Origin of the sequence: Streptomyces sp. S465, assembly GCF_026898115.1 — a bacterium.
GTDB lineage: Bacteria > Actinomycetota > Actinomycetes > Streptomycetales > Streptomycetaceae > Streptomyces > Streptomyces luomodiensis.
The window spans coordinates 1,443,246-1,467,426 of sequence record NZ_CP114036.1 but is presented as its reverse complement, the minus strand read 5'-3'; the positions used below and the strand labels follow the sequence as shown (position 1 = coordinate 1,467,426).

The 24,181-nt window shown below is 68.9% G+C and carries 14 protein-coding genes and 3 rRNA genes; 12 read left to right on the top strand and 5 right to left on the bottom strand.

Annotated elements, in window-relative coordinates; translation table 11 throughout:
- Positions 1-9 precede the first annotated feature (9 nt).
- Positions 10-822, top strand: coding sequence for an ABC transporter permease (locus N6H00_RS06220; RefSeq protein ID WP_268970555.1), 813 nt, complete (start codon positions 10-12; stop codon positions 820-822).
- Positions 823-873: 51 nt separating this feature from the next.
- Here the strand turns inward: N6H00_RS06220 and N6H00_RS06215 are convergent, their stop codons facing one another.
- Positions 874-1,674, bottom strand: coding sequence for a M15 family metallopeptidase (locus N6H00_RS06215; protein ID WP_268970554.1), 801 nt, complete (start codon positions 1,672-1,674; stop codon positions 874-876).
- A gap of 73 nt (positions 1,675-1,747) precedes the next feature.
- A complete protein-coding gene (locus tag N6H00_RS06210) occupies positions 1,748-4,189 on the bottom strand; it encodes a glycoside hydrolase family 31 protein (RefSeq protein ID WP_268970553.1) in 2,442 nt (813 codons plus the stop codon).
- Between the two features lie 207 nt (positions 4,190-4,396).
- Here N6H00_RS06210 and N6H00_RS06205 point away from each other — a divergent pair, with 207 nt between their 5' ends.
- A complete protein-coding gene (locus N6H00_RS06205; RefSeq protein ID WP_268970552.1) occupies positions 4,397-6,415 on the top strand; it encodes an acetoacetate--CoA ligase in 2,019 nt (672 codons plus the stop codon).
- Positions 6,416-6,461: 46 nt separating this feature from the next.
- On the opposite strand, the gene N6H00_RS06200 is transcribed toward N6H00_RS06205, so the two are convergent.
- Positions 6,462-7,781 carry an aminotransferase class I/II-fold pyridoxal phosphate-dependent enzyme gene (locus N6H00_RS06200; protein ID WP_268970551.1) on the bottom strand — a complete coding sequence of 440 codons (1,320 nt, stop codon included), beginning with the start codon at positions 7,779-7,781 and terminating at the stop codon, positions 6,462-6,464.
- Between the two features lie 47 nt (positions 7,782-7,828).
- Between N6H00_RS06200 and N6H00_RS06195 the strand changes: the two genes are divergently transcribed.
- Positions 7,829-9,121 (top strand): MFS transporter, encoded by a 1,293-nt coding sequence (locus tag N6H00_RS06195; RefSeq protein WP_329618513.1) that lies wholly within the window; start codon positions 7,829-7,831, stop codon positions 9,119-9,121.
- A 22-nt stretch (positions 9,122-9,143) separates the two neighbouring features.
- Entirely contained in the window at positions 9,144-10,103 is a 960-nt protein-coding gene (locus N6H00_RS06190) for a hypothetical protein (protein WP_268970550.1), read from the top strand.
- An 83-nt stretch (positions 10,104-10,186) separates the two neighbouring features.
- Here the strand turns inward: N6H00_RS06190 and ptsP are convergent, their stop codons facing one another.
- Positions 10,187-11,857 (bottom strand): phosphoenolpyruvate--protein phosphotransferase, encoded by a 1,671-nt coding sequence (ptsP, locus tag N6H00_RS06185; RefSeq protein ID WP_268970549.1) that lies wholly within the window; start codon positions 11,855-11,857, stop codon positions 10,187-10,189.
- A gap of 105 nt (positions 11,858-11,962) precedes the next feature.
- The gene (locus N6H00_RS06180; protein ID WP_268970548.1) at positions 11,963-12,409 is read right to left on the bottom strand and encodes a PTS sugar transporter subunit IIA; all 447 of its coding nucleotides are present in this window, start codon (positions 12,407-12,409) and stop codon (positions 11,963-11,965) included.
- Between the two features lie 563 nt (positions 12,410-12,972).
- Here N6H00_RS06180 and N6H00_RS06175 point away from each other — a divergent pair.
- The 8 genes from N6H00_RS06175 to N6H00_RS06140 all read left to right on the top strand — a co-directional run bounded on the left by N6H00_RS06175 (position 12,973) and on the right by N6H00_RS06140 (position 24,171).
- Positions 12,973-14,499, top strand: a 16S ribosomal RNA gene (locus N6H00_RS06175).
- Positions 14,500-14,787: 288 nt separating this feature from the next.
- Positions 14,788-17,907 (top strand): 23S ribosomal RNA (locus N6H00_RS06170).
- Between the two features lie 71 nt (positions 17,908-17,978).
- A 5S ribosomal RNA gene (gene rrf, locus N6H00_RS06165) occupies positions 17,979-18,095 on the top strand.
- Together the 16S, 23S and 5S rRNA genes form the textbook arrangement of a ribosomal RNA operon.
- 147 nt (positions 18,096-18,242) lie before the next feature.
- Entirely contained in the window at positions 18,243-18,851 is a 609-nt protein-coding gene (locus tag N6H00_RS06160) for a CDP-alcohol phosphatidyltransferase family protein (protein WP_268970547.1), read from the top strand.
- A 112-nt stretch (positions 18,852-18,963) separates the two neighbouring features.
- Positions 18,964-21,459: a mannose-1-phosphate guanyltransferase gene (locus N6H00_RS06155; protein ID WP_268970546.1), complete on the top strand. Its 2,496-nt coding sequence runs from the start codon at positions 18,964-18,966 to the stop codon at positions 21,457-21,459.
- A 116-nt stretch (positions 21,460-21,575) separates the two neighbouring features.
- Positions 21,576-22,502, top strand: a complete 927-nt coding sequence (locus N6H00_RS06150) for a DUF881 domain-containing protein (RefSeq protein WP_268970545.1) — start codon at positions 21,576-21,578, stop codon at positions 22,500-22,502.
- On the top strand, positions 22,499-22,831 hold the full coding sequence (locus N6H00_RS06145; RefSeq protein ID WP_065966735.1) for a small basic family protein: 333 nt from the start codon (positions 22,499-22,501) through the stop codon (positions 22,829-22,831). Before N6H00_RS06150 ends, N6H00_RS06145 begins: the two co-directional genes overlap by 4 nt.
- Positions 22,832-23,265: 434 nt before the next feature.
- Positions 23,266-24,171: a DUF881 domain-containing protein gene (locus tag N6H00_RS06140; RefSeq protein ID WP_268976854.1), complete on the top strand. Its 906-nt coding sequence runs from the start codon at positions 23,266-23,268 to the stop codon at positions 24,169-24,171.
- The last annotated feature ends 10 nt before the right edge of the window (positions 24,172-24,181 follow it).

Here is a 24,181-nt window from a genome sequence, read left to right as displayed (position 1 = left end):
GGTGGGCGCATGCGGCTGTCGCGCACCGCCAAAGTGGTCCTCGGCTGTGTCACCGCGGCCGGGCTCGCCCTCGTCTACGTCCCCCTGCTGCTGGTGCTGCTCAACTCCGTCAACGCCGACCGCTCCTTCGGCTGGCCGCCCAGCGGCCTCACCGGCCGGTGGTGGCGGGCCGCGCTGCACAGCGACGGCGCCCGCCAGGCCCTGCTCACCTCGGTCAGGGCCGGGCTCGCCGCCACCGCGATCGCCCTGGTCCTGGGCACCCTGGCCGCGTACGCCGTCCACCGGCACCGCTTCTTCGGGCGGCGGACCGTCTCCTTCCTGCTCGTCCTGCCGATCGCGCTGCCCGGCATCGTCAGCGGTATCGCCCTCAACGCCGCCTTCCGCACCGTCCTGGACCCGATCGGCATCGGCTTCGGCCTGTTCACGGTGGTCGTCGGACACGCCACCTTCTGCGTCGTGATCGTCTTCAACAACATCGGCGCCCGGCTGAGCCGGCTCGCGCCCTCGCTGGCCGAGGCGTCCGCGGACCTCGGGGCGCGCCCCTGGCAGACCTTCCGGTACGTCACCTTCCCCGCCATGCGCTCGGCGCTCTTCGCGGGCGGGCTGCTGGCCTTCGCGCTCTCCTTCGACGAGATCGTCGTCACGACCTTCACCGCCGGGCCCGGCACCCGCACCCTGCCCATCTGGATCTACGAGAACCTGGCCCGCCCCCACCAGGCCCCCGTCGTCAACGTCGTCGCCGCGCTGCTCGTCCTGCTGTCCGTGGTGCCCGTGTACATCGCCCAGCGGCTGTCCTCGGACACCGCGGGCGGCCGGCTGTGAGACTGGACGGCCGCGCGGCGGACGGTCGTGCGGCTGGACGGCCGTGCGGCGTCAGCCGGTCAGCGAGCGGCGCGCGACGGGGAAGTCGAAGTAGGTGTCCGGGAACGGCTCCGGCTGGTACGTGTAGTGCCACCACTCCTCGGCCAGATTGACGAAGCCGAGATCCTCCAGAGTGCCCTTGAGCAGCAGCCGGTTGGCCCGCTGCGCACCCGTGATCCGCGGATCGAGCGTGTGCGAGAGCGTGTCGAAGCAGTCGTACCCGGTGCCCATGTCCACGGAGTTGTCCGGGAAGCGGTCCGCCTTGGCCGCGTAGCACGGCACCAGCTCCTCGCCCGGCACATAGGGGCGGGTGGGCAGGGCCGGGAGCCGTACGATCGTCAGATCCACCGTACTGCCCCGGCTGTGCCCCGACTTCTCGGCGATATAGCCGTCCTCGAACAGCCGGGACTTGTCGACTTCCGGATAGAACTCGCCCTTCATCCGCTGGTCGTCGAGGTCCTTGGCCCACGCCACGAAGTCGTTCACCGCACGCTGCGGCCGGTAGCAGTCGTACACCTTCAGGGTGTAGCCGCGCCGCAGCAGCCGGCGCTGCGCCCGGTGCAGCGCCTCGGCGGCCGGGCGGGTCAGGACGCACATCGGCCGGCGGTAGCCGTCCACCGGATGACCGGTGAAGTTGTGCGGGGTGAAGTAGCGGATCTCCTGACGGATGGTCGGATCGACGTCGCTGAGGGCCACGAACTCCTCGGGGGCCTTCGGCTCCGGCTCCGCCCGCGCCGGGGCGGCGGGGGAGACGGCCAGCAGAGCGGCGACGGGCAGGGCGAGCGCGCGCAGCGCGACGGCGAGTCTTGGCATGGTCAGCACATAACCAGCCCACCGAAGGCGGAGACAACCCCCTTCCGGCGAACCCCGCCCCGCCCCCGCCCCGTCAGCTCCTGCGACGCGGCCGCCTGGTCTCCCCCGAAGGCGCCTCACCCCGTATCCGCACCGGATACCCCACCTCGCCGCCGCCCTCCCGCTCGACCGTCACCGCACCGTCCCGCAGCCGGGTGATGAACCGCAGCAGCTCCGGCTTCTCCCAGCCGTCGCCCGCCGGCACGGCCAGCGTGCCCGCCCCCGCGCCCCTGCGGCCCTGGCACGGTGTCCACACCTCCAGCTCCACCCCGCCGTCCGGCCCCGCCACCGGCACCACCGCACCGGCCCGCGCCAGCACCGGGATGCCCGACAGCGGGGCGTCCAGCACCACCTGGCCGGGGCCGTCGTACGCCCGGCCGGTCGCCGTGTCGTACCAGCGGCCGCGCGGCAGCCGCACCGGCCGCCGGCGCACGCCCTCCTCCAGCACCGGCGCCACCAGCAGCGCGTCCCCCAGCAAGAAGGCGTCCTCGCAGTCCCGCAGCGCCCGGTCCTTGGGCGTCCGCCACCACACGGGCCGCACATACGGGGCGCCGGTGCGCGCCGCCAGCTGGGCGAGCGTCATGAAGTACGGCAGCAGCCGCTGCCGTGTCCGCAGCGCCGCCGCCGCGTGCTCCAGCACCCGCGGCCCGAACTCCCACGGCTCCCGCCGCCCCGCCGAGATCGCCGAATGGGTGCGGAACAGCGGCAGATACGCGCCCAGCTGGAACCAGCGCAGATACAGCTCCGGCGAGGGATGGCCGGTGAACCCGCCGATGTCGGGGCCCGAGTACGGCACCCCCGACAGGCCCAGCCCGATCACCAGCGACAGCGAGGCCCGCAGCCCCGCCCAGTCCGTCGCCACATCGCCGGACCAGCTGCCCCCGTACCGCTGCAACCCCGCCCATCCCGAGCGCGAGAAGAGAAACGGCCGCTCGTCGGGGCGCAGCTCGCACAGCGCCTCGTAGCCGGCCCGCGCCATCGCCAGCCCGTAGACGTTGTGCGCCTCCCGGTGGTCGCCGCCCCGGCCCTCCAGGGCGTGCCGGGCCGAGCGCGGCAGCGTGGTCTCCCCGAAGGCGGCGAACGACACCGGCTCGTTCATGTCGTGCCACACCCCGGAGAAGCCCTGCGCCAGCCGCTCCGCGTACAGCCCGCCCCACCACTTGCGCACCCGCGGATCGGTGAAGTCGGGGAACACCGACTCGCCCGGCCACACCACCCCGCGCACCTCGCGGCCCCGGGTGTCGCGCACGAACACGTCCTCCGCCGCCCCGCTCTCGTACACCGCGTTGCCCGGCTCCGCCTTCACCGCCGGGTCGACGATCGACACCAGCCGCACCCCGTCCTCGAGCAGTTCGGCGGCGAGCCCCGGCAGGTCCGGAAAGCGCGCCGCGTCCACCGTGAACACCCGGTGCCCGGCCAGATGGTCGATGTCCAGGTGCAGCGCGGACAGCGGCAGACCCCGCTCCCGGTAGCCCGCCACCACCCGCCGGACCTCCGCCGCGTCGCCGAACCCCCAGCGCGCGTGGTGATGGCCCAGCGCCCAGCGCGGCGGGACCGCCGGGGCGCCGGTCAGCGCCGTCCAGCCGTGCAGCACCCGCGCCGGGGTGCCCACGATCACCCAGTAGCGCAGCGGGCCGCCCTCCATCCGCGTCCGGCACCAGCCGGGCCGGTCATGGCCCGAGCCCGCGCCCTCCTCGCCCTCCCGCAGGGTGACCGCCCCGTCCCAGGAGTTGTCGTGGAACACCAGATGGGTGCCCGCGTCGGCCACCACCAGCTGCACCGGCATGGTCAGATACAGCGGATCGTCCCCCGGCCCGAAGCTGCCGCCCGGATCGGTGTTCCACAGCCGGTACACCCCGTCCCGCAGCCGGGGCCCCGACGCCCGCCCGCCCAGCCCGAAGAACCGCGCGTCCGCCGCCACTTCGGACCGCTGCAGCCAGCGGGCGCCCTCCCCGCGCACCCCCCGGTCATCGGGGGCCGGGGCGCTCGGCACCCCGGCCGGCTCCCACCAGCGCGGCGGCAGGTCCCGCCGCAGCACCACCCCGCCCGGAGTGCGCACCTCCACCGTGCCGTTCCCCGACACCGCCACCGTGACCCGCTCGGACACCACCCGCCAGCCGCCGCCGGTGTCCGGCTCCAGCTCCGCCCGCTCGTCCGCCTCCGGGCAGGGCCCGGCCAGCGCGTACGACGGCTCCGGCTCGGCCCCGTCCCAGCCGCAGAACACCGCGCCGCCCGTGGTCACCCGCACCCGCAGCGAGGAGCGGGCGAACCGCACCACCCCGCCCCCCGGCTCCGGCTCGGCCCCCTCCACCTCACCCGGCACCCGGGCCAGCTCGGTGCCCCGGCGAGCCAGCCCCACCGCGTCGGAACGCCGCCGCCGCCACGCCGAGCGCAGTGACCGCAGCCCCTGCGCCGTGCAGATCACCCTCATCGACCGCACCAGCTTCTCCGACCGCACCAGGTCACGCGCATTCATACTGCTCAGCCTGCCATTGACAGCACTGGGTGGGGATATGGTTCAACTGCCGTTCACCCGTGGTCCGCTCATATGAAGCCGGCCTGTGATGTGGGGTGGCGCCCCTGGTGCGGGAGTCGATCACATGGCATCGTCCTGTGCGGACGCACATGAGCCGGCTGCGCCCCGCGGACGCGGCCGGCGCGGACAGCCCGGGAGCCGACACCCATGACCACCACAGCGCACCCCGACCACCGGCCACAGCCCCTGTGGCAGCCCGGCGCGGACCGGATCGCCCGGTCCCGGCTGACCGCCTTCCACGCCTGGGCGGCCGAGCGCCACGGCGCACCCGCGCCCGGCCCGGACGGCCCGGCCGCGGACTACGCCGCACTGCACCGCTGGTCGGTGGAGGAGCTGGAGACCTTCTGGCAGGCGGTCGCCGAATGGTTCGAGGTGCGCTTCACCACCCCGTACGAACGGGTGCTCGCCGACGCCGCCATGCCCGGCGCCCGCTGGTTCCCCGGCGCCACCCTCAACTACGCCGAGCACGCCCTGCGCGCCGCCGAGGACCCCGACCGCGCCGACACCCCCGCGCTGCTCCACGTCGACGAGACCCATGAGCCACGCCCGATCAGCTGGGCCGAACTGCGTGGCCAGGTGGGCGCCGTCGCCGCCGAGCTGCGCCGCCTCGGCGTCCGCCCCGGCGACCGGGTCAGCGGCTACGTCCCCAACATCCCCCAGGCCACCGTCGCCCTCCTGGCCACCGCCGCCGTCGGCGCCGTATGGACCTCCTGCGCCCCCGACTTCGGCGCCCGCAGCGTCCTGGACCGCTTCCAGCAGGTCGAACCGGTGGTGCTGTTCACCGTCGACGGCTACCGCTACGGCGGGAAGACCCACGACCGCACCGCCACCGTGGCCGAACTGCGCGCCGAGCTGCCCACCCTGCGCGCCGTCGTGCACATCCCGCTGCTGGGCACCCCCGCTCCCGAGTCCACGCTGGCCTGGGACGACATCGTCCGCGAACCGGCGGACCCGGTGTTCGAGCCACTGCCCTTCGACCATCCGCTGTGGGTGCTGTACTCCTCGGGCACCACCGGGCTGCCCAAGGCGATCGTGCAGTCCCAGGGCGGCATCCTGGTGGAGCACCTCAAGCAGCTCGGCCTGCACTGCGACCTCACACCCGGCGACCGCTTCTTCTGGTACACCTCCACCGGCTGGATGATGTGGAACTTCCTGGTGTCCGGCCTGCTGGTGGGCGCGACCGTCGTCCTCTACGACGGCAGCCCCGGCTATCCGGACACCGCCGCCCAGTGGCGCGTCGCCGAACGCACCGGGACCACGCTCTACGGCACCTCCGCCGCCTATGTCATGGCCTGCCGCAAGGCCGATGTCCACCCGGGCCGCGACTTCGACCTCTCCCGGGTGAAGTGCGTCGCCACCACCGGCTCCCCGCTGCCGCCCGACGGCTTCCGCTGGATCCACGACGAGGTGTCCGAGGACATGTGGATCGCCTCCGTCAGCGGCGGCACCGATGTGTGCAGCTGCTTCGCGGGCGCCGTGCCCACCCTCCCCGTCTACGTCGGCGAACTCCAGGCCCCCGCCCTGGGCACCGACCTCCAGGCGTGGGACCCGCTGGGCGAACCGGTGGTCGACGAGGTCGGCGAGCTGATCGTGACCCGGCCCATGCCGTCGATGCCGGTCCGCTTCTGGAACGACCCCGACGGCACCCGCTACCGCGACAGCTACTTCGAGATGTTCCCCGGCGCGTGGCGCCACGGCGACTGGATCACCCTGACCTCACGCGGCACCGTGGTCATCCACGGCCGCTCCGACTCCACCCTCAACCGGCAGGGCGTACGGATGGGCTCCGCCGACATCTACGAGGCCGTCGAACGGCTCCCGGAGATCCGCGAATCCCTCGTCATCGGCGTCGAACAGCCCGACGGCGGCTACTGGATGCCCCTCTTCGTCCACCTGGCCCCGGGCGCCACGCTCAACGAGGAGCTCCTGGCCCGCATCAAGACCACCATCCGCACCCAGCTCTCCCCACGCCATGTCCCCGACGAGGTCATCGAGGTCCCCGGCGTACCGCACACCCTCACCGGCAAGCGCATCGAGGTCCCGGTCAAGCGCCTCCTTCAGGGCACCTCCCTGGACAAGGCGGTCAACCCGGGCTCGGTGGACGACGTGGAACTGCTGCGCTTCTACGAGAGCCTGGCCCGGAAGAAGGGCGACGGGACCGCCTAGGAGTGCTGTCCCGGGCCGGGGAGGGGCGGGGCGGGGGAGGACCCGCCTACCCCCCATACGTCGCCTGCGTATCCCCGAGCACCCCCGCCAGATCCTCCGCCAACGCCTCCGCGTCCCCCTCCGCCAGCGCCGCCGCCGTGATCCGCACCCCCGGCCCGGACGCCAGCCGGAACCTCGCCCCGGCCGCCACCCACCACCCGCGCGTCCGCAGCCCGTTGACCACCGCCGCCTCGTCCCGGACCGGCACCCACAGATTCATCCCGCTCGCCCCGTGCGCCGCGATCCCCCGGGCCGACAGCGCGGCCAGCAGGACCGCACGCCGCCTGGCGTAGGCGGCCCGCGCCCCGGCGACCAGGGCCTGGGTCTGCGGATCGGTCATCAGCCGGGCGACCGTCTCCTGGAGCACATGGCTGACCCAGCCCGAGGTCAGCAGCATCCGGCCGTCATGGCGCGCCAGCGTCGTACGGTCGCAGGCGAGCGCCCCCCACCGCAGGTCCGTGCCCAGGTGCTTGGAGACCGTGCGCACCTGCGCCCAGCGGGCGAGGCCGCCCGTGGTGAGGCTGTGCAGCGGCACCCCGGCGATGTCCGCGGCGTGGTCGTCCTCGATCACCAGCACCTCGGGCACCTCGCCCAGCACCGCCAGCAGCGCCTCCCGGCGCCGCGCCGAGAACCAGCCGCCGTAAGGGTTCTGCCCGCGGGGGCTGTGGACCAGCGCACGGGCCCCGGACCGCAGCGCCGTCCGTAGCGCGTCCGGCCGGATGCCCTCGTCGTCCACGGCCACCGGCACACTGCGCAGCCCCAGCGCCGGGACGAGGTCGAGGAGATGGTGGTAGCCGGGGTCCTCCATCGCCACCGCGTCGCCCGGCCGGAGCTCGACCGACAGCAGCCGGGCCACGCAGTCCAGTGCGCCGTGGGCGAAGGTGAGGTGCTCGGCCGGTACGCCGTCGCGCTCGTACCAGGCGCGGGCCAGCTCCTCCAGACCGGCCAGCCGGGGCCGGGCGCGGTGCGACCGGACCCCGGGGGACAGCCGGGCGGCCGGCAGCAGCGCGGGGAGGAAGGCCGGATCGGGCTGACCGCTCGCCAGATCGCGCACCCCTTCCGGCACCGGCGGCGGGCGGCGCGAGGCGACCGCCGGCGTCGGGGCGACCACCGTGCCGCCCCGCCCGTGCGTCACCACGATCCCGCGCCGCCGCAGCTCCTTGTAGGCGGTCGCGACGGTGCCGGGGCTGATGCCCAGCCGCTCGGCCAGCCGGCGCACCGGGGGCAGCGCGGTGCCGGGCGCCAACGCACCGTCCACCACGCCCTGTTCGACGGACGCGGCAATCCCCTTGGCCGACGCACCGTTGATCTCATATTGTGTCGCCACAGAAAACACTCTGTATCAATACAAAATTGCTGTCAAGGGGGACCAGGGTGGGCACGTCCGCACGGCGCACCGCACTCATCGAGCGCATCCCCGGCGGCCGGGACGGCCGCCGCATGCTGATCGTCGGCTTCGTCGACCGGATCGGCTCGGGCCTGTGGGGCGCGACCGCCGCCCTCTACTTCACCTACGCCGCCGGACTCGGCACCGCCGAGATCGGCCTGCTGCTCGCCGTGTCCGGAGGCGTGGGCATCGCCGGCCCGCCCCTCGGCGGCCTCCTCGCCGACCGCATCCCGCTGCGCCCGCTCCTGATCACCGTGCAACTGGCGCGCGCCGCCGCCTCACTCGCCCTGCTCACCACCACCGATCTCCGGCTGCTGCTCGCCATCGCCTCGGTGGGCAGCCTCGGCGACCGCGCGGCCTCGGTGCTGACCAAGTTGTACGCGACCCGCGTCGCGGGCCCCGACCGCGCCCGCTACCAGGCCATCAACCGCACCGCCGTCAACATCGGCTGGGGCGTCGGCGGTCTGATCGCGGCCGCGGCGCTCACCGGCGGCACCATCACCGTCTACCGCTGGCTCCTCATCGGCGACGCGCTCTCCTTCCTCGCCTCCGCGCTGCTCACCCTCGGCTGTGCCGAACCGCCCTCGGCCTCCCGCATCGCGGCCGAGTCCGCCCCGAGCCCCAGCGAACCCGCCCCCGCCGCCGAGAAGACCGCCGCCCCCAACCCCTGGCGCGACCGCCGCTATCTCGCCTACACCGCCAGCGAGGCCGTCCTCTTCCTCGACGATTCCGTCTTCAAGGTCGGCCTGCCCCTGTGGAGCGTGACCGCCACCAGCGCACCGCACCAGCTGGTCCCCCTGCTGCTCGTCCTCAACAACGTGCTCGTGGTCCTCTTCCAGGTCCCGTTCGCCCGCTTCGGAGCCACCCCGCGCACCGCACGCACCTCGCTGTGGCCGCTGGCGGGCGCCTTCCTCCTCGGCGGGGCCGCGCTGGCCGTCTCGACGGCCGGCGCGCCCTGGCTCGCGGCCGTCACGCTGCTGCTGGCCGCGACCGCCTTCACCGTCGCGGAGATGCTGCACGCCACGATCTCCTGGGAGCTGTCCGTCGCCCTCGCCCCGTCCACCGCACAGGGCGCCTACCTCGGCGTGCACGGCCTGGCCCAGGCCGTGCAGCGCAGCGCGGGACCACTCGCGGTGACCGCGGCGATCGCGGCGGGCCCCCTCGGCTGGCTCGGCCTCGGCGCCGGGCTCGCCGCGATGTGCGGCGCCCAGCGCCACCTGGTACGGGACCGCGGTGACGGAGCGTTGTCAGTGGCCCCGGTTACGGTGAGTGAGCACTGAACATCCGCGCTGAGGGGGAGTCATGGCGCACACCGGACACAGCGACCGGCACCGGAACCGGCCGGGCGGGCACCGGAGCAAGCACGGGAAGGCCGGCACCAAGAGGGAGAGCGGCACGAGAAGGCCGACCGCCCGGCGCGCGCTGCGCAGAGAGGTGCCCAGCACCGTGGCCCTGCTGGCCGACGAGCGGGACTTCACGGCCATGCGGCGCTATCCGTCGTTCGCCTTCGACGACCACGGAGCGTATCTGCGGCAGATGGAGGGGCTGCTGAAGGCGCTCGCGGCCAAGGGCGTCCACATCACCGTCGCCCTCTTCGACCCCGTCGCCTACGAGGAGTTCTGCGCGGACACCCGGCTCGACCCGGACACCCCCGCGAGCCGCACCCGCTATACGGCGGAGCTGGCCGCCGCGGGCGGCACCGTCACCTATGCGGGCCAGCCGATCGACCGCCTGGTCCCACGGCTCATCGGCGTCGCGGAGGAGCAGGCCACCTGGGAGTACGCCTCGGCGCTGCTTTCCCGCACCGCCCACCGCGGGGACTGCCGGGACGACGACACCGCCCGTGCCGCGTTCGACCGCGCCGGGGCCGCGCTGCGCGCGGTCGTCGAGGCGGCCGGGCCCGGCGTCCACCACCTGGTGTGCAGCGTTCCGGCGGATGGCACCTCGCTGGTCGCCGTGCTCCACGCCGACGCCCGGGAAGCGGGCCCGCCGAAGCTCGCCGAGTCCTCGGCGCTGGTCTTCCGCACCGTCCTGGCCTGCGGTTTCGCCCTGCGCAGCGCTGGCGGCCTGGTGCTGCGCACCATCGTGGCGGACACCCCGGAAGCGGTCCGCGGCTGGGCGCTGCACGACGGCTGGCTCCGCCCGCTGAGCGAGGCGGAGGTGTTCACCGCGTACTGCACCGACGCGGAGACCGGCGAACCCATCCCCCCGGAGCACGGCGTCGAATACCGGGCGGGCCTCCCGCTCAGCCGCCCGGAATGACCGAAGGCGTCCCGCCACGCGGCGGGACGCCTTCACCGACAGCTCACCGATGCGCACCGAGAGCCCATCGGCAGCTCACCGGCTCATTCGCCGGACAGCACCGCCTGCGCCGCCCGGCGGGCATCCTCGGCGGTGTCCGCCGCACGCGCCGCGGAGGCGGCCCGCTCGCACTGCGCGAGCGTGTGCTTGGCCAGCGTCGCGCGCACATACGGAATGGACGCGGCACCCATGGAGAGGCTGGTGACACCCAGACCGGTCAGTACACACGCCAGCAGCGGGTCGGAAGCGGCCTCACCACAGACCCCACAGCTCTTGCCCTCGGCCTGCGCGGCCTCCGCCGAAGCCGCCACCAGGTCGAGCAGCGCGGGCTGCCACGGGTCCTGCAACCGCGAGACCGCACCGACCTGACGGTCGGCCGCGAACGTGTACTGCGCCAGGTCGTTGGTGCCCAGCGACAGGAACTCGACCTCCTGAAGGATCGAGCGCGCCCGCAGCGCCGCGGACGGAATCTCCACCATCGCGCCGAACTTGGCCCGCAGCCCCGCCTCACGGCACGCGTCCGCGAACGCCTTGGCGTCCAGCCGGTCGGCCACCATCGGGGCCATGACCTCGAGATAGACCGGCAGTCCCTCGGACGCCTTGGCCAGCGCCGCGAGCTGCGTCCGCAGCACCTCGGGGTGGTCCAGCAAGGTCCGCAGACCGCGTACGCCCAGCGCCGGGTTGGGCTCATCGGCCGGGGTGAGGAAGTCCAGCGGCTTGTCCGCCCCCGCGTCCAGGACCCGCACCACCACCCGGCCCTCGGGGAACGCCTCCAGCACCTGCCGGTACGCCGCGACCTGCTTCTCCTCCGACGGCGCCTTGGTGCTGTCGTCGAGGAAGAGGAACTCGGTCCGGAACAGCCCCACACCCTCGGCGCCCGCCTCGACCGCCGCCGGCACATCGGCCGGCCCGCCGACGTTCGCCAGCAGCGGCACCTTGTGCCCGTCCGACGTCGCACCCGGACCGGAGGAGGCGGCCAGCGCGGCCCGGCGCTCCTCGGCGGCCCGCGTCAGCTCGGCCCGCTTCTCCTCGCTCGGCGACACGAAGATCTCACCCGTGCTGCCGTCCACGGCGATCAGGGTTCCCTCGACCAGATCCCCGGCACCGGGCAACGCGACCACGGCCGGCACCCCCAGGGCACGGGCGAGGATCGCGCTGTGGCTCGTCGGCCCGCCCTCCTCGGTCACGAACCCCAGCACCAGCGTCGGGTCGAGCAGCGCGGTGTCGGCGGGTGCGAGATCCCGCGCGATCAGCACATACGGCTCATCACTGTCCGGCACCCCCGGCATCGGCACGCCCAGCAGCCGCGCCACGATCCGGTTCCGCACATCGTCGAGGTCGGCCACCCGCCCCGCCAGATAGTCCCCGGCCCCGGCGAGCAGCGCGCGGTACGCGGCGAAGGCGTCGTACACCGCGCGCTCGGCGGTGCTGCCCACGGCGATGCGCCGCTCGACATCGGCGATCAGCTCCGGGTCCTGCGCCATCATGGCCTGCGCCTCGAGCACGGCCTGGGCCTCACCGCCCGCCAGATTGCCGCGCGCGATCAGATCGGCCGCCACGGCCTCCACGGCCTGGCGCGCCCGCCCCTGCTCACGCGGCGCCTCATCGGCCGGAATCTGCTTCGCCGGCGGCTCCAGGACCGCCGTTCCCATATGGCGCACCTCGCCGATGGCCACCCCGTGGCTCACGCCGACGCCTCGCAGCGTTGTCTCCATGTCACCCGTCCCCGGTCGATACGGCGGAACCCCGCCATTGGTGGATGTCGTTCCTGCGGTGCGCCGCCCGCTCCGGTCCCCGCCGGTCACCGGGCGCACGCCGGCTCACCAGTTGAAGAGCGCGTCGCCCGGCTTCACATCGACGTCCTCCTTGACGTCGGTGAGGGAGTCGGCCGTGGCCTCGAGCGCCACGATCGGGCAGATCGGCGACTTGCCCGCGGCCACGGCGGTGGCCGGGTCCCAGCGCACGATCGCGTCGCCGCGCTTGACGGTGTCCCCCTTGTTGATGAGCACCTCGAAGCCCTCGCCGTTCAGCTGCACCGTGTCGATGCCGAGGTGGGTGAGCACGCCGTGCCCCTCCCCGTCCACGACCACGAACGCATGAGGGTGCAGGGAGACGACGACGCCGTCGACCGGAGCCACGGCGACAAAGGGCTCGAGCACCGGGTCGATCGCCGTACCCGGACCGACCATGGCGCCGGAGAACACCGGATCGGGAACCGCTTGGAGTCCGATCACGCGGCCGGCGACCGGCGAGGTCACGGTGGTCATGGGGAGCCTCCCGGGGTGAAGAATCATCACGCGCCGTCACCGCCTGTCCCGGACAGCGCACTGCCCAGAAGAGTAAGTCATAGGAACTACGGATTCCGTACGCGCGACGCAGACCGGAGAGGACGCTGGGGCACGGAATCGATTTGCCACGGCGGCGCGGGGCGCTGTACTGTCGTGCCCCTGCCCACCGGATGAAGCACCACGGTCAGCCGCGTGCACATCCAGGTTCAGGGCGGCGCCATCAGCTACGTGATCCAAATCTCGGGTTCGCTTTCGCATGCCTTGCGAAGGACACCGGTTCGGAGAGCGGGAAAAGGTCTGATAGCGTGTGAAACACCGAAGGGAAGCGCCCGGAGAAACCGGTGAAAGGGTTTCGAAGGAAGCGTCCGTTCCTTGAGAACTCAACAGTGTGCCAAAAGTCAACGCCAGATATGTTGATAACCCCGTCCTTCTCGGACGAGGTTCCTTTGAAAAACACAGCGAGGACGCTGTGAACGGGACTGGATTATTCCTCCGGTTCTGTTCCGCTCTCGTGCAGTGTTTGCCGGGATATCCCGGAAGCATTCACGGAGAGTTTGATCCTGGCTCAGGACGAACGCTGGCGGCGTGCTTAACACATGCAAGTCGAACGATGAACCGGTTTCGGCCGGGGATTAGTGGCGAACGGGTGAGTAACACGTGGGCAATCTGCCCTGCACTCTGGGACAAGCCCTGGAAACGGGGTCTAATACCGGATATGACCGCTGACCGCATGGTCTGGTGGTGGAAAGCTCCGGCGGTGCAGGATGAGCCCGCGGCCTATCAGCTTGTTGGTGGGGTGATGGCCTACCAAGGCGACGACGGGTAGCCGGCCTGAGAGGGCGACCGGCCACACTGGGACTGAGACACGGCCCAGACTCCTACGGGAGGCAGCAGTGGGGAATATTGCACAATGGGCGCAAGCCTGATGCAGCGACGCCGCGTGAGGGATGACGGCCTTCGGGTTGTAAACCTCTTTCAGCAGGGAAGAAGCGCAAGTGACGGTACCTGCAGAAGAAGCGCCGGCTAACTACGTGCCAGCAGCCGCGGTAATACGTAGGGCGCAAGCGTTGTCCGGAATTATTGGGCGTAAAGAGCTCGTAGGCGGCTTGTCGCGTCGGATGTGAAAGCCCGGGGCTTAACTCCGGGTCTGCATTCGATACGGGCAGGCTAGAGTTCGGTAGGGGAGATCGGAATTCCTGGTGTAGCGGTGAAATGCGCAGATATCAGGAGGAACACCGGTGGCGAAGGCGGATCTCTGGGCCGATACTGACGCTGAGGAGCGAAAGCGTGGGGAGCGAACAGGATTAGATACCCTGGTAGTCCACGCCGTAAACGTTGGGAACTAGGTGTGGGCGACATTCCACGTTGTCCGTGCCGCAGCTAACGCATTAAGTTCCCCGCCTGGGGAGTACGGCCGCAAGGCTAAAACTCAAAGGAATTGACGGGGGCCCGCACAAGCGGCGGAGCATGTGGCTTAATTCGACGCAACGCGAAGAACCTTACCAAGGCTTGACATACATCGGAAACACTCAGAGATGGGTGCCCCCTTGTGGTCGGTGTACAGGTGGTGCATGGCTGTCGTCAGCTCGTGTCGTGAGATGTTGGGTTAAGTCCCGCAACGAGCGCAACCCTTGTTCTGTGTTGCCAGCATGCCTTTCGGGGTGATGGGGACTCACAGGAGACTGCCGGGGTCAACTCGGAGGAAGGTGGGGACGACGTCAAGTCATCATGCCCCTTATGTCTTGGGCTGCACACGTGCTACAATGGCCGGTACAATGAGCTGCGAAGCCGTGAGGTGGAGCGAATCTCAAAAAGCCGGTCTCAGTTCGGATTGGGGTCTGCAACTCGACCCCATGAAGTCGGAGTCGCTAGTAATCGCAGATCAGCATTGCTGCGGTGAATACGTTCCCGGGCCTTGTACACACCGCCCGTCACGTCACGAAAGTCGGTAACACCCGAAGCCGGTGGCCCAACCCTTGTGGGGGGAGCCGTCGAAGGTGGGACTGGCGATTGGGACGAAGTCGTAACAAGGTAGCCGTACCGGAAGGTGCGGCTGGATCACCTCCTTTCTAAGGAGCACATAGCCGACTGCGAGCGAATGTCTCGCACGGTTGCTCATGGGTGGAACGTTGACTATTCGGCACGGCCGTTGGCCTGGTGTCTTCAGTACTGCCTCTTCGGGGGTGTGGAACGGGATGATCGGGTGCGGTCGGGTCGGGCACGCTGTTGGGTGTCTGAGGGTACGGGCGAAGAGGGTTTCGCTTGTTCCTTCGGCCGGTCCTGGTGACTGCACGTGAGTGTGGGTGACGGGGTACGGGTCGTTGTTTGAGAACTGCACAGTGGACGCGAGCATCTGTGGCCAAGTTTTTAAGGGCGCACGGTGGATGCCTTGGCACCAGGAACCGATGAAGGACGTGGGAGGCCGCGATAGGCCCCGGGGAGCTGTCAACCGAGCTGTGATCCGGGGGTGTCCGAATGGGGAAACCCGGCAGTCGTCATGGGCTGTCACCCATACCTGAACACATAGGGTATGTGGAGGGAACGCGGGGAAGTGAAACATCTCAGTACCCGCAGGAAGAGAAAACAACCGTGATTCCGGGAGTAGTGGCGAGCGAAACTGGATGAGGCTAAACCGTATGTGTGTGATACCCGGCAGGGGTTGCGCATGCGGGGTTGTGGGAGCGAGCTTCAGTCGTCTGCCGGCGGCTGGGTGAGTCAGAAATTGTTGATATAGGCGAAGGGCATGCGAAAGGCCCGGCGTAGAGGGTAAGACCCCCGTAGCTGAAATGTCAGCAACTTGCTTGCTTGTTTCCCAAGTAGCACGGGGCCCGAGAAATCCCGTGTGAATCTGGCGGGACCACCCGCTAAGCCTAAATATTCCCTGGTGACCGATAGCGGATAGTACCGTGAGGGAATGGTGAAAAGTACCGCGGGAGCGGAGTGAAATAGTACCTGAAACCGTGTGCCTACAAGCCGTGGGAGCGTCGCGCAGAGACTTGTCTCTGCGTCGTGACTGCGTGCCTTTTGAAGAATGAGCCTGCGAGTTTGCGGTGTGTTGCGAGGTTAACCCGTGTGGGGGAGCCGTAGCGAAAGCGAGTCCGAAGAGGGCGTTTGAGTAGCACGCTCAAGACCCGAAGCGGAGTGATCTAGCCATGGGCAGGTTGAAGCGGAGGTAAGACTTCGTGGAGGACCGAACCCACCAGGGTTGAAAACCTGGGGGATGACCTGTGGTTAGGGGTGAAAGGCCAATCAAACTCCGTGATAGCTGGTTCTCCCCGAAATGCATTTAGGTGCAGCGTCGTGTGTTTCTTGCCGGAGGTAGAGCACTGGATAGGCGATGGGCCCTACCGGGTTACTGACCTTAGCCAAACTCCGAATGCCGGTAAGTGAGAGCGCGGCAGTGAGACTGTGGGGGATAAGCTCCATGGTCGAGAGGGAAACAGCCCAGAGCATCGACTAAGGCCCCTAAGCGTACGCTAAGTGGGAAAGGATGTGGAGTCGCAGAGACAACCAGGAGGTTGGCTTAGAAGCAGCCATCCTTGAAAGAGTGCGTAATAGCTCACTGGTCAAGTGATTCCGCGCCGACAATGTAGCGGGGCTCAAGCGTACCGCCGAAGTCGTGTCATTGCAGTATGTACCCCTAACGGGGGCTGTGATGGGTAGGGGAGCGTCGTGTGCCGGGTGAAGCAGCCGTGTAAGCGAGTTGTGGATGGTTCACGAGTGAGAATGCAGGCATGAGTAGCGATTCACACGTGGGAAACGTGTGCGCCGATTGACTAAGGGTTCCTGGGTCAAGCTGATCTGCCCAGGGTAAGTCGGGACCTAAGGCGAGGCCGACAGGCGTAGTCGATGGACAACCGGTTGATATTCCGGTACCCGCTTTGAAGCGCCAACGCTGAACCAGGCGATGCTAAGTCCGTGAAGCCGCCCTGGATCCTTCGGGTGAAGGGGAGTGGTGGAGCCGACGGTCCAGACCTGTAGTAGGTGAGTGATGGGGTGACGCAGGAAGGTAGTCCAGCCCGGGCGGTGGTTGTCCCGGGGTAAGGGTGTAGGACGCAAGGTAGGTAAATCCGTCTTGCTTATGTCTGAGACCTGATGCCGAGCCGATTGTGGTGAAGTGGATGATCCTATGCTGTCGAGAAAAGCCTCTAGCGAGTTTCATGGCGGCCCGTACCCTAAACCGACTCAGGTGGTCAGGTAGAGAATACCGAGGCGTTCGGGTGAACTATGGTTAAGGAACTCGGCAAAATGCCCCCGTAACTTCGGGAGAAGGGGGGCCATTGCTGGTGATGGGTTTTGCACTCGGAGCTGGTGGTGGCCGCAGAGACCAGCGAGAAGCGACTGTTTACTAAAAACACAGGTCCGTGCGAAGCCGTAAGGCGATGTATACGGACTGACGCCTGCCCGGTGCTGGAACGTTAAGGGGACCGGTTAGTGGGGTTTCGACTCCGCGAAGCTGAGAACTTAAGCGCCAGTAAACGGCGGTGGTAACTATAACCATCCTAAGGTAGCGAAATTCCTTGTCGGGTAAGTTCCGACCTGCACGAATGGCGTAACGACTTCTCGACTGTCTCAACCATAGGCCCGGTGAAATTGCACTACGAGTAAAGATGCTCGTTTCGCGCAGCAGGACGGAAAGACCCCGGGACCTTTACTACAGCTTGATATTGGTGTTCGGTTCGGCTTGTGTAGGATAGGTGGGAGACTGTGAAGCCGCAACGCCAGTTGTGGTGGAGTCGTTGTTGAAATACCACTCTGGTCGTGCTGGATGTCTAACCTGGGTCCGTGATCCGGATCAGGGACAGTGTCTGGTGGGTAGTTTAACTGGGGCGGTTGCCTCCTAAAGGGTAACGGAGGCGCCCAAAGGTTCCCTCAGCCTGGTTGGCAATCAGGTGTTGAGTGTAAGTGCACAAGGGAGCTTGACTGTGAGACCGACGGGTCGAGCAGGGACGAAAGTCGGGACTAGTGATCCGGCGGTGGCTTGTGGAAGCGCCGTCGCTCAACGGATAAAAGGTACCCCGGGGATAACAGGCTGATCTTCCCCAAGAGTCCATATCGACGGGATGGTTTGGCACCTCGATGTCGGCTCGTCGCATCCTGGGGCTGGAGTCGGTCCCAAGGGTTGGGCTGTTCGCCCATTAAAGCGGTACGCGAGCTGGGTTTAGAACGTCGTGAGACAGTTCGGTCCCTATCCGCTGTGCGCGTAGGAGTCTTGAGAAGGGCTGTCCCTAGTACGAGAGGACCGGGACGGACGAACCTCTGGTGTGCCAGTTGTTCTGCCAAGGGCATGGCTGGTTGGCTACGTTCGGGAGGGATAACCGCTGAAAGCATCTAAGCGGGAAGCCTGCTTCGAGATGAGGGCTCCCACCTCCTTGAGGGGTTAAGGCTCCCAGTAGACGACTGGGTTGATAGGCCAGATATGGAAGCCGGGTGACCGGTGGAGTTGACTGGTACTAATAGGCCGAGGGCTTGTCCTCAGTTGCTCGCGTCCACTGTGTTGGTTCTGAAGTAATGAACCGTGTTGTTTCCGGTTTTATCTTCATAGTGTTTCGGTGGTCATAGCGTTAGGGAAACGCCCGGTTACATTCCGAACCCGGAAGCTAAGCCTTTCAGCGCCGATGGTACTGCAGGGGGGACCCTGTGGGAGAGTAGGACGCCGCCGAACAATTCTTGAAAAGACCCCGATGGGAAGTTGATTTCCCATCGGGGTCTTTTTCGTGTCCTGCCCGGTACGCCCCGGTGCGGGGCCCATGTGGCCCTACCGGTAGAGTCATGGGGCATCATCGGCCTGTTTCTCACGGGAGGCTCCCGGGTGGAGGTACAGGAGACACGGGTCCAGACGGATCGTGTGCTCACCATCCCGAACATCCTCAGCGCTGCGCGCCTCGTCGGTGTGCCGCTTTTCCTATGGCTGATCCTTCGGCCCGAGTTCGGCGGGCCCAACAGCGACGGCTGGGCGCTGCTGGTACTGGCGCTCAGCGGGGTCAGCGACTATCTCGACGGGAAGCTGGCCCGGCGCTGGAACCAGATCAGCAGTCTTGGCCGGCTTCTGGACCCGGCGGCCGACCGCCTCTACATTTTGTCGACTCTCGTCGGTCTCACCTGGCGCGAGATCCTGCCCCTCTGGCTGACCGCGGTCCTTCTCGCGCGCGAGCTGGTGCTGCTTGTGATGGTGGGCATCCTCCGGCGGCACGGCTATCCACCGCCCCAGGTGAACTTCCTCGGCAAGGCGGCCACCTTCAACCTGATGTACGCCTTCCCCTTGCTCCTTCTGAGTGAGGGAAGTGGCCTGCTTCACACGACCGCCGCGATTTTCGGATGGGCGTTCGCCGGATGGGGTACAACACTCTATTGGTGGGCAGGAGTCCTCTACGTGGTTCAGGTCCGCCGACTTGTCAGGGCGGACACCGCGGCCGACTGAGCTCGCCGAAGCGGCGTTATAGAGGCCGGGGCCCGTAGCGCGGTAGCTGTAAGGGCCATCGGGCGTGCGCGGTCGGCATGACCGTCGTCTCTTCAAGGAGGACGCTTCCGACATGAAGGCCGTCGTGATGGCAGGGGGCGAGGGAACTCGTCTGCGCCCGATGACCTCGACCATGCCCAAACCGCTGCTGCCCGTGGCCAACCGGCCGATCATGGAGCATGTGCTGCGGCTGCTGAAGCGGCATGGTCTCAGTGAGACCGTGGTGACTGTTCAGTTCCTCGCGTCCCTGGTCAAGAACTACTTCGGTGACGGCGAGGAGCTCGGCATGGAGCTCACGTACGCCAACGAGGAGAAGCCACTCGGCACCGCCGGCAGCGTCAAGAACGCGGAAGAGGCACTCAAGGACGACACTTTCCTGGTGATCTCGGGCGATGCCCTGACGGATTTCGACCTCACGGATCTGATCAATTTCCATAAGGAAAAGGGTGCCCTTGTCACCGTCTGTCTGACGCGCGTCCCCAATCCCCTCGAGTTCGGTATCACCATCGTCGACGAGGCCGGAAAGGTCGAGCGCTTCCTGGAGAAGCCCACCTGGGGCCAGGTCTTCTCCGATACGGTCAACACCGGCATCTACGTCATGGAGCCGGAGGTGTTCGACTATGTCGAGGCCGATGTTCCGGTCGACTGGTCCGGAGATGTCTTCCCCCAGCTGATGAAGGAAGGCAAGCCCATCTTCGGTTATGTCGCCGAGGGCTACTGGGAGGACGTCGGCACGCATGAGAGCTATGTGAAGGCCCAGGCGGACGTCCTTGAGGGCAAGGTCGACGTCGAACTCGACGGCTTCGAGATCTCGCCCGGCGTATGGGTTGCCGAAGGGGCGGACGTGCACTCGGAGGCCGTGCTCCGCGGTCCGCTCTACATCGGCGACTACGCCAAGGTCGAGGCCGGTGCTGAAATCCGTGAGCACACCGTCGTCGGCTCCAATGTCGTCGTGAAGAGCGGAGCCTTCCTGCACAAGGCGGTCGTGCACGACAACGTGTACGTCGGCCAGCAGAGCAATCTGCGCGGCTGCGTCATCGGCAAGAACACCGACATCATGCGCGCCGCCCGGATCGAGGACGGTGCGGTCATCGGCGATGAGTGTCTGATCGGTGAGGAATCGATCGTCCAGGGCAATGTCCGGGTCTATCCGTTCAAGACCATCGAGGCGGGCGCGTTCGTCAATACCTCGGTGATCTGGGAGTCCCGGGGGCAGGCGCATCTGTTCGGCGCCCGCGGTGTCTCCGGCATCCTCAACGTCGAGATCACCCCGGAGCTCGCGGTGCGGCTCGCGGGGGCGTATGCGACGACCCTCAAGAAGGGTTCCACGGTCACCACGGCGCGTGACCACTCCAGGGGCGCGCGGGCGCTCAAACGGGCCATGATCTCCGCCCTCCAGACCAGCGCCATCGACGTACGGGATCTGGAGAACGTACCGCTGCCGGTGGCCCGGCAGCAGACCGCGCGCGGCAGCGCCGGCGGCTTCATGATCCGGACCTCGCCCGGGGTGCCCGACTCGGTGGACATCATGTTCTTCGACGAGCGGGGCGCCGATCTGTCCGCGGCCCGCCAGCGGAAGCTGGACCGGGTGTACGCGCGCCAGGAGTACCGGCGGGCCTTCCCGGGCGAGATCGGTGACCTCAGCTTCCCGTCGAGCGTCTTCGACTCGTACACGGGCTCGCTGCTGCGCGCCGTGGATATCAGCGGTATCGCCGAGTCGGGCCTCAAGGTCGTCGTGGACGCCGCCAACGGAAGCGCCGGGCTGGTGCTCCCGAGCCTGCTGGGCCGGCTCGGGGTGGACGCGCTGACGATCAACCCCGGACTGGACGAATCGCGGCCGACCGAGACCGCCGACGCCCGGCGGTCGGGGCTGGCCCGGCTCGGCGAGATCGTCGCCTCGGCGCGTGCGGCCTTCGGGGTGCGGTTCGACCCGGTCGGTGAGCGGTTCTCGCTCGTCGACGAGCGGGGCCGCATCGTGGAGGACGACCGGGCGCTGCTGGTAATGCTCGACCTGGTGGCCGCGGAGCGGCGCAGCGGGCGGGTGGCGCTACCGGTGACCACCACCCGTATCGCCGAGCAGGTCGCGGCGTACCACGGCACACAGGTGGAGTGGACGACCACCGCGGCGGACGATCTGACCCGGGTCGCCCGGTCGGAGTCCACCGTCTTCGGCGGTGACGGGCGCGGCGGGTTCATCATCCCCGAGTTCAGCAGTGTCTTCGACGGTACGGCCGCCTTCGTCCGGCTGATCGGGCTGGTGGCGCGCACTCAGCTGACGCTGAGTCAGATCGATGCGCGCATTCCGCGGGCGCATGTCCAGCGACGCGATCTGGCCACCCCGTGGGCGGTCAAGGGTCTGGTCATGCGGCATGTGGTGGAGGCCGCGGGCGACCGCGACGTGGACACCACCGACGGGGTGCGGGTCGTGGAGACCGACGGGCGGTGGGTCATGGTGCTGCCCGACCCGGCCGAGGCCGTCACCCACCTGTGGGCGGAGGGCCCGGACGACGCGTCCGCGCAGGCTCTGCTGGACGAATGGTCGACCGTCGTGGACAGCGCGGGGCGCTGACGCCGCGGGCGTTCGCGCACGTCTGAGCGCGTCGGGGCGCCGTCCCCCGCCCCCGGATTCGGCACGCCGGAGGGGCCATTGGGTGGCGGCGGCCCCGACGTGCGACGATGTGCGGCATGTCGCAGCAGCCCCCCGTTCGGAGCACAGCCTCGCCGCGCCCGCGCCCGCGTCTGGACGCGTCCATGTCGCTGCTGACCAATGTGATGGACCACAGCCTCGACGACGGTTACGCGGAGGCCGCCGCGCGGCGCGGGGAGACCGGGCGCTCGGGGCTGCCGCGCACCGTGCGGGCCAAACTGGGGCTGGCGCTCGGTCTCGTCCTGGTCGCGGTCGTCATCACCATCGGCGCCGCCGAGGCCCGGATATCGGCGCCGACGCTGGCCAAGGAGCGGGAAGAACTGATCGACCGCATCGAGACGGGGAACTCGAACGCGGACAAGCTCGCCAAGAGCGTGGACAAGCTCCGCGGCGAGGTCGGGGAGAAGCAGCGGCAGGCACTGGAGAAGGACGGCGGGGCCAAGGCCGATCTGGTGGCACTGCTCTCGGGGGCCGACGAGGTGACGGGGCCCGGGGTGAAGTTGGTGGTCAACGACGCCAAGGAGGCGACCAGCAGCGGCGGGGGACCACGGGGGAGCGCCGACTTCTCCGACACCGGGCGGGTGCGCGACCACGATATGCAGCGCGTCGTCAACGGTCTGTGGGAGTCGGGCGCGGAGGCCATCTCGATCAACGGGCAGCGGCTGACGGCGCTCTCGGCGATCAGGGCCGCGGGAGACGCCATACTGGTCGACAACAAGCCGCTGGCACCGCCGTATACGGTGCTCGCGGTGGGGGACGGGCAGCGGCTGAGCACCGCTTTCCAGGACAGTGCGGACGGACAGTACCTGCATGTGTTGCAGCAGAACTATGACATCCGCACGAGCATCTCCGCCCAGGACTCGCTCCGGCTTCCGGCCGCGCCGAGTCTGATCGTACGTACCGCGGAACCGATAGCCGGTGGCTCCGGCAAGGGTGACGCCGACACAGGGAAGGGCACATCGTGATCGCCGTATTGGGGCTCGTCGTGGGAGTCGTGGTGGGACTTGTGGTCCGACCCGTGGTGCCGACGGTGGTCGAGCCCTATCTGCCGATCGCCGTCGTGGCGGCACTCGACGCGGTCTTCGGCGGCTTCCGGGCGATGCTGGACGGAATCTTCGACGACAAGGTCTTCGTCGTATCGTTCCTGTCCAATGTGGTGGTGGCCGCACTGATCGTCTTCCTCGGTGACAAGCTCGGCGTCGGTGCCCAGCTGTCGACGGGAGTCGTGGTCGTGCTCGGTATCCGGATCTTCTCCAACGCGGCCGCGATCCGCCGCCATGTGTTCCGGGCGTGAGGCCGATGACGACCGACGACACCCCGGAGAAGCCCGGACGTCCCGAGGAACCGCAGGCAGGGAAGCCGCAGGCCGAGAGACCGCAGACCGAGAAACCGCGGGCCGAGACGGCGCGGGCCGAGACGGCACAGGTCGAGACGGCACAGGTCGAGACGGTGCGGGCTGGGAAGCCGCGGTCGGCCGAAAATCGACCGCGGGCCGAGAGGCCGCGGCAGCCGGCCGAACCGCCGCGACGGGCCGAGAAGGCCGAAAAGACCGAAAAGCCGGGACACGCCGAAAAGGCCGGAGAGGCCGGGGAGTCCCAGCGGACGTCCGGACAGCCGCGACGGCCGGAGACGTCCGGGCGCGGCGCACCGCGGAAACCCGGCAGGCCCGCCGCCCCCGGCCCCGGCGGCCTCAAGGACCTCGCCCTCAGGACGCCCCTGCCCAAGGCCGTGCTGCCCGAGGCCCTGCCGCCCCAGGCCCAGGGCCGGCGCATCACAGCGGGCGCGCCCGCGGCCACCGGGCCGCAGGGCCCCCGGGGGGCGGGCGCCGGGTCCGCCGAGGAGCCCAGGAGGGGGCCCGGAGAGCCCGCGGGGGCCGCTCCCGGTCCCGAGGCCGACCAGGGGCCACAGGAGGCCCTCACCGGCCGCCAGCGGCTGATGAAGGGCGTGTGGCCGCCGCGGCTGACCCGCGCGCAGCTGATCGTCGCCCTGCTGCTCTTCGGCCTCGGCCTGGGCCTCGCCATCCAGGTGCGCTCGACCAACGAGAACAGCGTGCTGCGCGGCGCCCGCCAGGAGGACCTGGTCCGCATCCTCGACGAGCTGGACTCCCGCACCCAGCGGCTCCAGGACGAGAAGCGCCGTCTGGAGAACCAGCGGACCGAGCTGGAGAACAGCTCGGACCAGGCCGAGGAGGCCCGCAAGCAGACGCTCCAGAAGGAACAGCAGCTGGGCGTGCTCGCCGGTACGGTGGCCGCACAGGGTCCCGGCATCACGATCACCATCGACGACCCCTCGGGCTCCGTGGAGTCGGACATGCTGCTCGATACGGTCCAGGAACTGCGCGCGGCCGGCGCCGAGGCGATCCAGATCGGCGATGTGCGAGTGGTCGCCGGCACCTACTTCTCTGACAGCGGAGGTGCGGTGCGGGTCGATGGACGGAAAGTGACGCAACCGTACGTTGTGAAGGTGATCGGCAAGCCGGAAGATCTGGAGCCGGCGCTGAACATTCCCGGTGGGGTGGTGCAGAGCCTGGAGAAGGAGCAGGCCACTGTGTCCGTGCAGCGGGAGAAGAAGATCGTTGTGGATGCCTTGCGATCGGCGAAGCGGCCTGACTACGCTCGGTCGTCATCACGGTGAGGCGGTTCGA

Excerpts from the sequence above, each read along its gene's own strand:
- N6H00_RS06150 (WP_268970545.1), top strand. The coding sequence starts at position 21,576 with ATGTCGCAGCAGCCCCCCGTTCGGAGCACAGCCTCGCCGCGCCCGCGC.
- ptsP (WP_268970549.1), bottom strand. The coding sequence starts at position 11,857 with ATGGAGACAACGCTGCGAGGCGTCGGCGTGAGCCACGGGGTGGCCATC.
- N6H00_RS06210 (WP_268970553.1), bottom strand. The coding sequence starts at position 4,189 with ATGAATGCGCGTGACCTGGTGCGGTCGGAGAAGCTGGTGCGGTCGATG.
- N6H00_RS06205 (WP_268970552.1), top strand. The coding sequence starts at position 4,397 with ATGACCACCACAGCGCACCCCGACCACCGGCCACAGCCCCTGTGGCAG.
- N6H00_RS06220 (WP_268970555.1), top strand. The coding sequence starts at position 10 with ATGCGGCTGTCGCGCACCGCCAAAGTGGTCCTCGGCTGTGTCACCGCG.
- N6H00_RS06190 (WP_268970550.1), top strand. The coding sequence starts at position 9,144 with ATGGCGCACACCGGACACAGCGACCGGCACCGGAACCGGCCGGGCGGG.
- N6H00_RS06215 (WP_268970554.1), bottom strand. The coding sequence starts at position 1,674 with ATGCCAAGACTCGCCGTCGCGCTGCGCGCGCTCGCCCTGCCCGTCGCC.
- N6H00_RS06180 (WP_268970548.1), bottom strand. The coding sequence starts at position 12,409 with ATGACCACCGTGACCTCGCCGGTCGCCGGCCGCGTGATCGGACTCCAA.
- N6H00_RS06155 (WP_268970546.1), top strand. The coding sequence starts at position 18,964 with ATGAAGGCCGTCGTGATGGCAGGGGGCGAGGGAACTCGTCTGCGCCCG.